Genomic DNA, 13741 nt, shown 5'->3' on the forward strand with positions numbered 1-13741 from the left:
AGGGGAGTGTGCGATGGCGTCGAAGCCGCCCAAGAGCGATCCGGTTCAGGACGCGCCGCAGGTCGCCGGGCCGAAGCGCGCGGCTGCGGGGCTCCCGGCCATCGGGCACACGCTGCGGATCGCCCAGCAGCAGATGGGTGTGAAGCGCACCGCGCTGACGCTGCTGAGCGTGAACCAGAAGGACGGCTTCGACTGCCCCGGCTGTGCCTGGCCCGAGCCGGAGCACCGGCACAAGGCGGAGTTCTGCGAGAACGGCGCGAAGGCCGTGGCCGAGGAGGCCACCCTGCGCCGGGTCACGCCCGAGTTCTTCGCCGCGCACCCGGTCGCCGACCTGGCCGGCCGCAGCGGCTACTGGCTGGGCCAGCAGGGCCGGCTCACCCACCCCATGTACCTGCCCGAGGGCGGCTCGCACTACGAGCCGGTCACCTGGGAGCGCGCCTTCGACATCATCGGTGAGGAGATCGCCGCGCTCGCCTCCCCGGACGAGGCCGTCTTCTACACGTCCGGCCGTACGAGCAACGAGGCCGCGTTCCTATACCAGCTGTTCGCCCGCGAGTTCGGCACGAACAACCTCCCCGACTGCTCGAACATGTGCCACGAGTCGTCCGGCTCGGCCCTGTCGGAGACGATCGGCATCGGCAAGGGCAGTGTCCTGCTGGAGGACCTCTACCAGGCCGACCTGATCATCGTCGCCGGGCAGAACCCGGGGACGAACCACCCGCGCATGCTGTCCGCCCTGGAGAAGGCCAAGGACAACGGCGCGAAGATCATCAGCGTCAACCCGCTGCCCGAGGCGGGCCTGGAGCGCTTCAAGAACCCGCAGACCCCGCAGGGCATGGTCAAGGGCGCCGCGCTCACGGACCTGTTCCTGCAGATCCGCATCGGCGGCGACCAGGCCCTGTTCCGCCTGCTGAACAAGCTGATCCTGGAAACGGACGGCGCGGTCGACGAGGCGTTCGTGCGCGAGCACACGCACGGCTACGAGGAGTTCGCCGAGGCCGCCCGCGCCGCCGACCGCGACGAGACGCTCACGGCGACGGGCCTGACCCCGCAGGACATCGACAAGGCCCTCCGCATGGTCCTGGCCTCGAAACGCACCATCGTGTGTTGGGCGATGGGCCTCACCCAGCACAAGCACTCGGTCCCCACGATCAGGGAAGTCGTCAACTTCCTTTTGCTGCGCGGCAACATCGGCCGGCCGGGTGCGGGTGTGTGCCCCGTGCGCGGGCATTCGAACGTGCAGGGCGACCGCACGATGGGCATCTTCGAGCGGCCCGCCCCGGCGTTCCTGGACGCCCTGGAGAAGGAGTTCGGCTTCGCGCCCCCGCGCGAGCACGGCTATGACGTCGTGCGCGCCATCCGCGCCCTGCGCGACGGCGAGGCGAAGGTCTTCTTCGCCATGGGCGGCAACTTCGTCTCGGCGTCCCCCGACACGGACGTCACCGAGGCGGCCATGCGCCGCGCCCGGCTGACCGTGCACGTGTCGACGAAGCTGAACCGCTCGCACGCGGTCACGGGCGCGCGTGCCCTGATCCTCCCGACGCTGGGGCGTACCGAGCGCGATCTGCAGGGCGGCGGCGAGCAGTTCGTGACCGTCGAGGACTCGATGGGCATGGTGCACGCCTCCCGGGGCCGCCTGGAGCCCGCGAGCCGGCACCTGCTGTCGGAACCGGCCATCGTCAGCCGCCTGGCCCGCCGCGTGCTGGGCGAGAACAGCCGCACGCCGTGGGAGGAGTTCGAGAAGGACTACGCGACGATCCGGGACCGCATCGCGCGCGTCATCCCCGGCTTCGAGGACTTCAACGCGCGCGTGGCCCGCCCTGGCGGCTTCGCCCTCCCCCACGCCCCGCGCGACGAGCGCCGCTTCCCCACGGCCACCGGCAAGGCCAACTTCACGGCCGCGCCCGTGGAGTACCCGCGGCTGCCCGAGGGCCGCCTGCTGCTGCAGACGCTGCGCTCGCACGACCAGTACAACACCACGATCTACGGCCTCGACGACCGCTACCGGGGCATCCGCAACGGCCGCCGGGTGGTCCTGGTCCACCCCGAGGACGCGCGGGCCCTGGAGCTGGCGGACGGCGCGTACGTCGACCTGGTCGGCGAGTGGAAGGACGGCGTGGAGCGCAGGGCCCCCGGCTTCCGGGTCGTGCACTACCCGACGGCCCGGGGCTGTGCCGCCGCGTACTACCCGGAGACCAACGTGCTGGTGCCGCTCGACGCCACCGCGGACACCAGTAACACCCCGGCCAGTAAGTCCGTCGTGGTGCGTCTGGAACAATCGGCGACCGACTGAGCGTTCGCTCAGTGACGCAGACAGCCGAGTGACGAGGACGAACGGAGCCGGGCCCGATGGGTGAGCAGCAGCATGTGAAGTTCCCGCAAGAGGTCATCGACGAGTACGCAGCACTCGGCGTGGACCTCCTGGCCCTGTTCTCCGCGGGCCACCTCGGCAACCGGATGGGCGTCCAGATCTCCGAGGCGTCGGCGGACCGGGTCGTCGGCACGATGCCGGTGGAGGGCAACACCCAGCCCTACGGACTGCTGCACGGCGGGGCCTCCGCGGTGCTGGCCGAGACCCTCGGCTCGATCGGCTCGATGCTGCACGGCGGCAGCTCCAAGATCGCCGTGGGCGTCGACCTGAACTGCACCCACCACCGCGGGGCGCGCTCCGGGCTGGTCACAGGCGTGGCCACGCCCGTGCACCGGGGGCGCTCGACGGCCACGTACGAGATCGTGATCACCGACGAGAACGACAAGCGGGTCTGCACCGCCCGGCTGACCTGCATGCTGCGCGACGTACGGCCGGGCGACGAGGAGCTCATCCGCTCCGCGGGCTGATCCGGTCTGATCCGGACGTAGGGAAAACCCTGGAGGGGCGGGCGCGCTCTTGTCGCGACCGCCCCGCGGGCATTTCACTGGCGCTCCCCCCACAGGAGAAGACCCGTCCCACCGCAGAAGGGTTTCTCTTGACCTCCGTACGCGTCATCGCCGTCACCACGGCGGCCTGCGCCACCGTGCTCGCCACCGCGCTGCCGTCCTCCGCCATCAACTCCTACAACGCCGCCCCCGCCCCCGAACGCACCGAGGTCGGCGCGCTCGTGGCCACCTGGGACGCCGACGGCGACCCCGCGACCCCCGACCGCGTCGACTGGGTCTGCTCCGGCACCATGATCGACGCGGACACCTTCCTGACCGCCGCGCACTGCACCACCGACTGGCCGGACAACGTGCGGTTCTACGTGTCCCTCGACCAGGACGTGCAGGCCGGGCTCGACGCGGCCGCGAAGAAGTACCCCGGCGACCCGGCCGCACAGGCCGCCGCCGTCGCCGTCCCGGGCACGGCCCACTCGCACCCGGACTACCCGGGACCCGCCTCCGACACCCATGACATCTCGGTGGTCCAGCTGTCCGCCGCCCAGATCAAGGCCCGCTGGAGCTTCACCCCGGCGACCCTGCCCACCGCCGATCAGCTCGGCAAGCTCGGTCCGCAGGGCCTGAACGACACCGACTGGCTCGTCGCCGGATACGGCACCCAGGAGGCCGTGAACGGCCCCGGCGGCCAGACCCACCCCGGCGGCGGCGTCCGCATGAAGGCACCCGTCACCTTCGACGCCCTCAACGCCTCCTGGGCCCGGCTCGCGATGACCGCGCCCCAGGGCAACGGCGGCGCCTGCTACGGCGACTCAGGCGGCCCCAACTTCGCGACCATAGGCGGCAAGAGCATCCTCGCCGCCACCACCATCACGGGCGACACACCCTGCTACGCGACCAACGTGACGTACCGCCTGGACACACCCGGCGCCCGCGCCTTCCTCTCACCGTTCGTGAAGCTGCCGTGAGCCAGTGATCCGTGACGGCGTCATCCATGACGCCGTCACCCATACGGCGGTCATCCGTGACGCCGGGGTCCGCACCACCGGCCGCACGGCACGGCCGACGGCCTCGCCGTATCCCGCGACCCGCGGGAGCGGCGGGGCGCCGAACGGGCCAACCCGGTTGCCGTGCAGCAGAGTTGGCGCGCGGCTCCCGCCCGGGGCCGCGGCACGGCACAGGCCCGCACCCCACGCCCGCTCACGTCACCGGCCGCCACCGCCCCCGGCCTCGCCGGCCCCCTCAACTGCCCTGGAAACACGGGCACCTTCCGGTTCACCGCGACCGCTGAAGACCACCGGACCCGCCGCCGCCGGGATCACCGCCCGCACCGGCCGCCACACCCCCGCGGCACCACCCGGAAATCACCGACTCCCATTCCCGGCACTCCCCCGGGGCCGCCGACCGCTCTTTTCTCGGCGTAACGCTCCGTAACGCGCACGCAATACGACGCCACGGATTCATCCCCGGCCGCACCCACGGCCCGGGGCCTTTCTGATCTCTTCCCGGCCGCATGCGGCCCCACTACCGCACGATCTCAGCCATGGCCAACCGGAAGTGCGGGTTCTCAGAATGCGGACCTCGGCGAAAATCCACCAAACCCGTCGAGAGGGCCCGCCGCCGAGACCGGGCATCCACCACGTCATAACAAGAAAGTCACAAGCCAGCCCGCGCCGCTGACCCTGCCCTTACCCCGGGCTTAGAGTCACGGCCAGTCACCGCCTCCATCGGGAGTTCGGTACCAGCGCGGCACTCACCCCCCGACCAGGGCGGGGCCTGCCTGTGAAAGGACTGATTGTGCGACAGCGTTCCATGGTGATTCTTACCTCCGTGCTCACGACCGGAGCTCTGACTCTCACCGCCTGCGGCTCCCGAGACGACAGCGGTGACAAGGGCGGAGACAACGGGAGCGGCACCACGCTGACCATCGGCGTCGACGCCCCCCTCTCCGGTGAGAACTCCACCACCGGCCTCGGCATCCAGTACGGCGCCCAGATCGCCATCGACGACGCCAACAAGAACAACTGGGTCCCGGGCGTGAAGTTCAAGCTCAAGGCCCTGGACGACAAGGCGCAGCCCGCCACCGGCCAGACCAACGCCACCAACATCGTCGGCGACAAGACCGCCGTCGGCGCGGTCGGCCCGCTGAACTCCGGCGTCGCCCAGACGATGCAGCAGGTGTTCGCCTCGGCCAACATGGTCCAGATCTCCCCCGCGAACACGGCCCCCGAGCTGACCCAGGGCAAGAACTGGCAGTCGGACAAGAAGCGCCCGTTCAAGACGTACTTCCGCACCGCCACCACCGACGAACTGCAGGGCAGCTTCGCGGCCGGCTACGCCTACAACGGCCTCAAGAAAAAGAAGGCCTTCGTCGTCGACGACAAGCAGACCTACGGCGCCGGTCTCGCGAAGATCTTCAACGAGCAGTACAAGAAGCTCGGCGGCAAGGTCGTCGGCACCGACCACGTCAACACCGGCGACAAGGACTTCGGATCCCTCGTCACCAAGATCAAGAACTCCGGCGCCGACCTGCTCTACTACGGCGGCCAGTACGACGAGTCCGCGCTGATCACCAAGCAGCTCAAGGACGCCGGCGTCAAGATCCCGCTGTTCGGCGGTGACGGCATGTTCGCCACCACCTACATCGAGGCCGCCGGCAAGTCCTCCGAGGGCGACCTCGCCACCGCCATCGGCGTCCCCGCCGACACCCTGCCCGCCGCCAAGACGTTCATCCAGACGTACAAGGACAAGGGCTACAAGGGTGACTACGGCGCCTACGGTGCCTACGCCTACGACGCCACCACCGCCATCATCAAGGCCGTCAAGGCCGCGGCCGACGCCAACGGCGGCAAGGTGCCCACCGACATCAACGACCTGCGCTCCAAGGTCGTCGACGGTGTCCAGAAGTCCGACTTCGAAGGCCTCACCGGCAAGATCGCCTTCGACGAGTACGGCGACACCACCAACAAGCAGCTGACGGTGTACCAGGTCGAGAAGGGCGCCTGGAAGGCCGTCGAGACCGGCACCGCCGACCTGCAGTAGTACCGGCCCCCCAGCAAGCCTCACCCCGGGCCGCGCGGAAGGAGGACCCCGACCGCGCGGCCCGTTTTCACACCCCCACACGACCACGCACGCATCCAGTGCACACGACCACCAGCGACATGGAGGCCACGCGGTGAACACCCTGCCGCAGCAGCTGGCCAACGGGCTGCTTCTAGGCTCGATGTACGGGCTGATCGCCATCGGCTACACGATGGTGTACGGCATCGTCCAGCTCATCAACTTCGCGCACGGCGAGATCTTCATGACCGGGGCCTTCGGCGCCCTCACGGTCTACTTCTACATCCTCCCCGACGGCACCTCGATGGCCCTCGCGGTACCCCTCATGCTTCTCGGCGGAGCCCTCGTCGCCATCCTCATAGCCGTCGGAGCGGAACGGTTCGCCTACCGACCACTGCGCGGAGCACCACGCCTGGCACCGCTCATCACCGCCATCGGCCTCTCCCTGGCCCTCCAGGAGGTCGTGCGCAACTTCTACCCCGGCGCCGACCGCGCCCGCGCCTTCCCCGGCCTCGACTCCACCCACGACATCGGCTCCGTCACCATCAAGGACGCCGACATCTTCCTCATCCTCGCCGCCGTCCTCTGCATGGCCGCCCTCGCCTTCTTCGTGCGCCGCAGCCGCACCGGCCGCGCCATGCAGGCCACCGCGCAGGACCCCGACACGGCGCAGCTGATGGGCATCGACACCAACCGCATCATCGTCATCGCCTTCGCCATCGGCGGCTTCTTCGCCGCCGTCGCCGCCGTCGCCTACGGACTCAAGTACGGCAACGTCGACTACCGCATGGGCTTCCTGATGGGCCTCAAGGCCTTCACCGCGGCCGTCCTCGGCGGCATCGGCAACATCTACGGCGCCATGCTCGGCGGCGTCGTCCTCGGCGTCGCCGAGACCCTCGCCTCCGCCTACATCGACGAGATCCCGGGCATGCAGCAGCTCGGCGGCCAGAGCTGGGCCAACGTCTGGGCCTTCTGCCTCCTCATCCTCGTGCTCCTCTTCAGGCCACAGGGCCTGCTCGGCGAGCGCGTCGCGGACAGGGCGTGATCACATGACCGAGACGACCAAGACCCCGACGCCGGACGCCGTCCCCACCCCGACGCCCGCACTGCGCGGTCTCATCCCGCTGCCCACCGCGGCCGCCCGCGGCCTGCTGCTCGCCGGCGGCATCGCCACCGCCGCCTCCGCGTTCCTCGCCTGGACCTGGACCGCCGAATTCCCCGGCGACCTCACCTACTACGGCTACCCCGGTGGCCTGCAGTGGCTGACCTTCACCGCCGGCGTCCTCACCGCCCTGTTCGCGCTCGCCTCCTACGGCGTCCGCGGCCTCGGCTGGCTGCTGCCCGCCCGCAACAACGCGCCGCTCGCCCTCACCGCACTCGGCGGCTTCGCCGTCACCTGGTTCACCGTCATCGCCATCAGCACCAAACTCGGCGGCGTCGTCAACCTCGAACCCGGCGGCTGGGTCGCGGCCGTAGCCTCCCTGCTGCCCGTCATCGGCGCCTTCGCCCTCCCCCAGGAGCGCACCACCGCCGACGGCACCAAGGAAGCCGTCAAGGCCTACCTCGCCAAGCCCGAGCGCATCCCCGCCCCCCAGGCCACCGCGCCCTGGATCCAGCGGGCCGTCATCACCGTGGTCACCATCATCGGCCTCGGCGTCTTCACCTACGGCATCGACACCGAGTACGGCGAACTCTTCGTCGGCTACCTCTTCGTCGTCACCTTCGCGGTCTGGGCCCTGCACACCGCGGGCCTCCTCGACCGCTTCTCCGCACTCGTCGCCGGCAACCGCAGCTTCACCCTCGCCATGGGCTTCGCCGCGGCCATCGCCTTCCCCTTCACCCAGACCGACGACCACTACGCCAACATCGGCGTCAACATCCTGATCTTCGGGACCGTCGCCCTCGGCCTCAACATCGTCGTCGGCCTCGCCGGACTCCTCGACCTCGGATACGTCGCCTTCCTCGGCGTCGGCGCCTACACCGCCGCCCTCGTCTCCGGCTCCGAGTTCTCCACCATCTCCGGCGTCCACCTGCCCTTCTGGGCCTCCGCCCTGGCCGGCGCCGCCGCCTCGCTGATCTTCGGCGTCCTCATCGGCGCCCCGACCCTGCGCCTGCGCGGCGACTACCTGGCGATCGTGACGCTGGGCTTCGGTGAGATCTTCCGCATCGCCGTCAACAACATGGACGGCCAGTCCGGACCCGACGTCACCAACGGCCCCAACGGCATCCCCTCCATCCCCGACCTGAAGCTCCTCGGATTCAACTTCGGAGAAGCCCACGACATCGGCGGATTCACCCTGGGCCGCTTCGCCAACTACTACCTCCTGATGGTCCTCATCATGGCCATCGTGGTCCTGGTCTACACGCGTGCGGCGGACTCCCGCATCGGCCGCTCCTGGATCGCCATCCGCGAGGACGAGACCGCCGCCACCGCCATGGGCATCAACGGCTTCCGCGTCAAACTCGTCGCCTTCGCCCTCGGCGCCGCCCTCGCCGGCCTCGCCGGCACCGTCAGCGCCCACGTCACCTACAGCGTCGTCCCCACGCCGTACCAGTTCGCCGGCTCCACCCCGCCCAACTCCGCGTTCCTCCTGGCCGCGGTCGTCCTCGGCGGCATGGGCACGGTCGCAGGACCCCTCCTCGGCGCGGCCCTGCTCTACCTCCTCCCGGAGAAGCTCGTCTTCCTCCAGGAGAAGTCACTCCTCGCCTTCGGCGTCGCGCTCATCCTGCTGATGCGCTTCCGCCCCGAAGGCATCATCGCCAACCGCCGGCGCCAGCTCGAATTCCACGAGACCGGCCAACTCGACGTACCCAAACAGACCACGCTGACCGACGAACCGGCCGTCACCAAGGCGGGGGCGTAACCACGATGACCACTCAGCCCACACCTGTACTCGAAGCACGCGGCGTCACGATGCGCTTCGGCGGCCTCACCGCCGTACGCTCCGTCGACTTCACGGTCAACGCCGGCGAGATCGTCGGACTCATCGGCCCCAACGGCGCCGGAAAGACCACCTTCTTCAACTGCCTGACCGGCCTCTACGTCCCCACCGAGGGCACCGTCTCCTACAAGGGAACCGTGCTCCCGCCCAAGCCCCACCTGGTCACCCAGGCCGGCATCGCCCGCACCTTCCAGAACATCCGCCTGTTCGCCAACATGACGGTCCTGGAAAACGTCCTCGTCGGACGCCACACTCGCACCAAGGAAGGCCTCTGGTCCGCCCTCCTGCGCGGCCCCGGCTTCAAGAAGGCCGAACGCCACAGCGAAGAACGCGCCATGGAACTCCTGGAGTTCATCGGTCTCGCCCACAAGCGCGACCACCTGGCACGGAATCTGCCGTACGGCGAACAGCGCAAGCTGGAGATCGCACGCGCCATGGCCTCCGAGCCCGGCCTGCTCCTCCTCGACGAGCCCACCGCCGGCATGAACCCCCAGGAGACGCGGGCCACCGAAGAACTCGTCTTCGCCATCCGCGACAAGGGCATCGCCGTCCTCCTCATCGAGCACGACATGCGCTTCGTCTTCAACCTCTCCGACCGCGTCGCCGTCCTCGTCCAGGGCGAAAAACTCGTCGAAGGCACCTCCGACATCGTCCAGGCCGACGAACGCGTCATCGCCGCCTACCTCGGCGAACCCTTCGAAGGCGACCCCGGCGAAGCCGAAGCCGCCGAGGTCGAGGCCGCCGAAGCCGCCGCCGACGCGACCAGCACCACCAGCAGCACCAAGGGAGAAGCCAAGTGACCGCACTCCTCGAAGTCGAGGACCTCCGGGTCTCCTACGGCAAGATCGAAGCCGTCAAGGGCATCTCCTTCAGCGTCGACGCCGGGCAGGTCGTCACCCTCATCGGCACCAACGGCGCCGGCAAGACCACCACCCTGCGCACCCTGTCGGGCCTGCTGAAGCCGACGTCCGGGAAGATCCTCTTCGACGGCAAGCCCCTCAGCGGGGTCCCCGCCCACAAGATCGTCGCCCTGGGCCTGGCCCACTCCCCCGAAGGCCGGCACATCTTCCCGCGCCTCACCATCGCGGAGAACCTCCAGCTCGGAGCGTTCCTCCGCAAGGACAAGGAAGGCATCGAAAAGGACATCCAGCGCGCCTACGACCTCTTCCCCATCCTCGGGGAACGCCGCAAGCAGGCGGCGGGCACGTTGTCCGGTGGTGAGCAGCAGATGCTCGCCATGGGCAGGGCCCTCATGTCCCAGCCCAAGCTCCTCATGCTCGACGAGCCCTCCATGGGACTCTCCCCGATCATGATGCAGAAGATCATGGCGACGATCTCGGAGCTGAAGTCCCAGGGCACGACGATCCTGCTCGTCGAGCAGAACGCCCAGGCCGCACTGTCCCTGGCGGACCAGGGCCACGTCATGGAGGTCGGCAACATCGTCCTCTCCGGCACCGGGCAGGACCTGCTCCACGACGAATCGGTACGCAAGGCGTACCTGGGCGAGGACTGACGTCCTACGCCGCCGAACGCCGAGAGGCCCGTGCCCCTTCCTTTTCCGGGAAGGAGCACGGGCCTCTCGCGTAGCGTTCTCAGCCCTTGTTGGCCTTCTTCTCGTCGGCGTCCTGAATGACCGCCTCCGCCACCTGCTGCATCGACATCCGACGATCCATCGACGTCTTCTGGATCCACCGGAAAGCCGCCGGCTCCGACAGTCCGTACTCCGTCTGCAGAATCGACTTCGCCCGGTCCACCAGCTTGCGCGTCTCCAGCCGGAGCGTGAGGTCGGCGACCTCCTTCTCCAGCTCCTTCAGCTCCGTGAACCGCGAGACCGCCATCTCGATCGCGGGCACGACGTCCGTCTTGCTGAACGGCTTCACCAGATACGCCATCGCACCGGCATCCCGGGCCCGCTCGACGAGATCGCGCTGCGAGAACGCGGTCAGCATCAGCACCGGCGCGATGCTCTCCTCCGCGATCTTCTCCGCCGCGGAGATACCGTCCATCTTCGGCATCTTCACGTCCAGAATGACGAGGTCCGGCCGGTGCTCACGGGCCAGCTCCACCGCCTGCTCACCGTCCCCGGCCTCACCGACGACCGTGTACCCCTCCTCCTCCAGCATCTCTTTGAGATCGAGCCGGATCAGCGCCTCGTCCTCGGCGATGACGACCCGCGTCGTCATGGGAGGCACGTGCGACTTGTCCTCTTCAGGCACGTCAACAGGCTGGGGCGACTCGGGGGCACTCACGTGGGCTCCTTGGTAGGGGCAGGCCGGTACTGCTCCCAAGAGCGTACCTAGCGGCAAGGCCCCACAGTGAACCGGTACACTGCTCATCGGTCCCCTGACTTGCCCGGTTGGAGGAACTGGTCAGACTCGCGGCACTCAAAATGCCGTGCCCTTTGGGCATGTGGGTTCGAATCCCACACCGGGCACAAGATCAGAAGCGGAGGATCACGTTCGCGTGGTTCTCCGCTTTTTGCTGCCCATTGTCACCGTCAGTGACCCACAGTGGTCGCATGAACTTCCATGGCACTGACGTGCGACAGAAAGCCATCACTCTTCTGCGCGGGGGCGCGAGGAACGCAGAGGTAGCCCGGAGCCTCAACGTGCCGCTGGGGACGATCGGCTACTGGAAGCACCTGGACCGGGCGAAGCGCGGCGAGTGTCCCGGGCGCCACGATCCGAAATGCCCCCGGTGCGACGGTCGGGATCTGGACGAGCCCGCCTATTCCTATCTGCTGGGTCTGTATCTCGGGGACGGACACATCAGTCACTACTCCGAGCACCGCGTACCCAACCTCATGATCGCCTGCACGGAGTCATGGCCCGGTCTCATGGACGCCTGCGAAGCGGCCATGCGGGCGGTCTTCCCCGCGAACTCGACCTGCCGTGTCCGCAGAACCGGCTGCAGCAACGTGAAGGTTTACTCGAAGCACCTGCACTGCCTGTTCCCCCAGCACGGCCCCGGCAAGAAGCACGAACGCCGGATCGCCCTCGAACCCTGGCAGCAAGCCATCGTCGACGACCACCCCTGGGAATTCATCGGCGGGCTCATCCACTCCGACGGCTGTCGGATTACCAACTGGACGACCCGGATGGTCGCCGGCGAGCGCAAGCGCTATGAGTATCCCCGGTACTTCTTCGCCAACGTCTCCGATGACATCCGGCGGCTCTACACCGACACCTTGGACAAGCTCGGCGTCGAGTGGACGCACTGCACCCGTAACAGCAACCCGTTCAACATCTCCGTCGCCCGCAAAGCCTCCGTCGCTCTCATGGACGCTTACGTCGGCCCCAAGTACTGACGTGGCTACTCCGCGATGTGGTGGACGCGGACCATGTTCGTCGAGCCGGAGACGCCGGGAGGGGAGCCTGCCGTGATGACGACCATGTCGCCCTTCTCACAGCGGCCGGAGCGCAGCAGTAGTTCGTCGACCTGGTCGACCATCGCGTCGGTGGAGTCGACGCAGGGGCCGAGATAGGTCTCCACGCCCCAGGTGAGGGCGAGTTGTGAGCGCGTGGCCTGGTCGGGGGTGAAGGCGAGGAGGGGGATCGGGGAGCGGTAGCGGGAGAGGCGGCGGGCGGTGTCGCCGGACTGGGTGAAGGCGACGAGGAACTTCGCGCCTAGGAAGTCGCCGGTCTCCGCCGCCGCTCGGGCTACCGCGCCGCCCTGGGTGCGGGGCTTGTTGCGTTCGGTCAGGGGCGGGAGGCCCTTCGCCAGGATGTCTTCCTCCGCTGCTTCGACGATGCGGGCCATCGTGCGGACGGTGTCGATCGGGTGTTTGCCGACGCTGGTCTCGCCGGAGAGCATCACGGCGTCGGTGCCGTCGATGACGGCGTTGGCTACGTCGGAGGCTTCGGCGCGGGTGGGGCGGGCATTGTCGATCATCGAGTCGAGCATCTGGGTGGCGACGATGACCGGTTTGGCATTGCGCTTGGCCAGTTTGACGGCGCGCTTCTGGACGATCGGCACCTGTTCCAGGGGCATTTCGACGCCGAGGTCTCCGCGGGCGACCATGATGCCGTCGAAGGCGGCGACGATGTCGTCGATGTTGTCGACGGCTTGGGGTTTTTCGACTTTGGCGATGACGGGGAGGCGGCGGCCTTCTTCGTCCATGATGCGGTGGACGTCCTGGATGTCGCGGCCGCTGCGGACGAAGGAGAGGGCGATGACGTCGAAGCCGGTGCGCAGGGCCCAGCGGAGGTCGTCTTCGTCCTTTTTGGAGAGGGCGGGGACGGAGACGGCGACGCCGGGGAGGTTGAGGCCTTTGTGGTCGGAGATCACGCCGCCTTCGAGGACGGTGGTGTGGACCTTGGGACCGTCTACCGAGGTCACCTTGAGGCAGACCTTGCCGTCGTCGACGAGGATGCGTTCGCCGGTGGTGACGTCGGTGGCGAGGCCGGCGTAGGTGGTGCCGCAGGTCTGGCCGTCGCCTTCGACGCCGTCTTCGACGGTGATGGTGAAGGTGTCGCCGCGTTCGAGGAGTACGGGACCTTCCGTGAAGCGGCCGAGCCTGATTTTCGGGCCTTGAAGGTCGGCGAGGAGGCCGACGCTGCGGCCGGTTTCGTCTGCGGCTTTGCGGACCCGGTGGTAGCGCTCCTCGTGTTCGGCGTGGCTGCCGTGGCTGAGGTTGAAGCGGGCTACGTCCATTCCGGCGTCGACCAGGGCTTTGATCTGGTCGTACGAGTCGGTGGCGGGTCCCAGGGTGCAGACGATTTTGGCTCGGCGCATGGGACGAGCTTATGAGTTACCGACTGGTAGAGAATGGGGCGGGCGTGGCCACCCAACAGACTTTGCGTTAAGCGTTATTGACAAGTGTTGAATTGTGCGGTGGGGCGCTCCGATGAGCAACCGGGAGGAATTCG

General features: G+C 68.4%; 11 protein-coding genes and 1 tRNA gene. 10 read left to right on the forward strand and 2 right to left on the reverse strand.

Annotated elements, in window-relative coordinates; genetic code table 11:
• The first annotated feature begins 13 nt into the window (after positions 1-13).
• From RFN52_RS09960 to RFN52_RS09995, 8 genes are all read left to right on the forward strand, one after another.
• Complete coding sequence (locus RFN52_RS09960) at positions 14-2293, forward strand: FdhF/YdeP family oxidoreductase (RefSeq protein ID WP_184845214.1); 2280 nt, start codon at positions 14-16, stop codon at positions 2291-2293.
• A gap of 56 nt (positions 2294-2349) precedes the next feature.
• On the forward strand, positions 2350-2838 hold the full coding sequence (locus RFN52_RS09965; RefSeq protein WP_033310619.1) for a PaaI family thioesterase: 489 nt from the start codon (positions 2350-2352) through the stop codon (positions 2836-2838).
• Positions 2839-2966: 128 nt separating this feature from the next.
• Complete coding sequence (locus RFN52_RS09970) at positions 2967-3839, forward strand: trypsin-like serine protease (RefSeq protein WP_184845216.1); 873 nt, start codon at positions 2967-2969, stop codon at positions 3837-3839.
• A gap of 844 nt (positions 3840-4683) precedes the next feature.
• On the forward strand, positions 4684-5913 hold the full coding sequence (locus tag RFN52_RS09975) for a branched-chain amino acid ABC transporter substrate-binding protein (protein WP_033310615.1): 1230 nt from the start codon (positions 4684-4686) through the stop codon (positions 5911-5913).
• Positions 5914-6046: 133 nt separating this feature from the next.
• Complete coding sequence (locus RFN52_RS09980; protein ID WP_184845218.1) at positions 6047-6976, forward strand: branched-chain amino acid ABC transporter permease; 930 nt, start codon at positions 6047-6049, stop codon at positions 6974-6976.
• Between the two features lie 4 nt (positions 6977-6980).
• The gene (locus RFN52_RS09985; RefSeq protein WP_184845220.1) at positions 6981-8795 is read left to right on the forward strand and encodes a branched-chain amino acid ABC transporter permease; all 1815 of its coding nucleotides are present in this window, start codon (positions 6981-6983) and stop codon (positions 8793-8795) included.
• A gap of 5 nt (positions 8796-8800) precedes the next feature.
• Positions 8801-9673, forward strand: a complete 873-nt coding sequence (locus RFN52_RS09990) for an ABC transporter ATP-binding protein (RefSeq protein WP_033310609.1) — start codon at positions 8801-8803, stop codon at positions 9671-9673.
• Positions 9670-10386, forward strand: coding sequence for an ABC transporter ATP-binding protein (locus RFN52_RS09995; protein WP_161366577.1), 717 nt, complete (start codon positions 9670-9672; stop codon positions 10384-10386). Before RFN52_RS09990 ends, RFN52_RS09995 begins: the two co-directional genes overlap by 4 nt.
• Positions 10387-10465: 79 nt before the next feature.
• On the opposite strand, the gene RFN52_RS10000 is transcribed toward RFN52_RS09995, so the two are convergent.
• Complete coding sequence (locus tag RFN52_RS10000; protein WP_184845222.1) at positions 10466-11122, reverse strand: ANTAR domain-containing response regulator; 657 nt, start codon at positions 11120-11122, stop codon at positions 10466-10468.
• A gap of 101 nt (positions 11123-11223) precedes the next feature.
• Between RFN52_RS10000 and RFN52_RS10005 the strand changes: the two genes are divergently transcribed.
• Positions 11224-11307, forward strand: a tRNA-Leu gene (locus tag RFN52_RS10005).
• Between the two features lie 84 nt (positions 11308-11391).
• Positions 11392-12180: a helix-turn-helix domain-containing protein gene (locus RFN52_RS10010; protein ID WP_184845224.1), complete on the forward strand. Its 789-nt coding sequence runs from the start codon at positions 11392-11394 to the stop codon at positions 12178-12180.
• A gap of 5 nt (positions 12181-12185) precedes the next feature.
• Here RFN52_RS10010 and pyk read toward each other — a convergent pair whose 3' ends face one another.
• Positions 12186-13607, reverse strand: coding sequence for a pyruvate kinase (gene pyk, locus RFN52_RS10015; RefSeq protein WP_184845226.1), 1422 nt, complete (start codon positions 13605-13607; stop codon positions 12186-12188).
• Positions 13608-13741 lie beyond the last annotated feature (134 nt).

The organism is Streptomyces collinus (assembly GCF_031348265.1).
Classification (GTDB): domain Bacteria; phylum Actinomycetota; class Actinomycetes; order Streptomycetales; family Streptomycetaceae; genus Streptomyces; species Streptomyces collinus.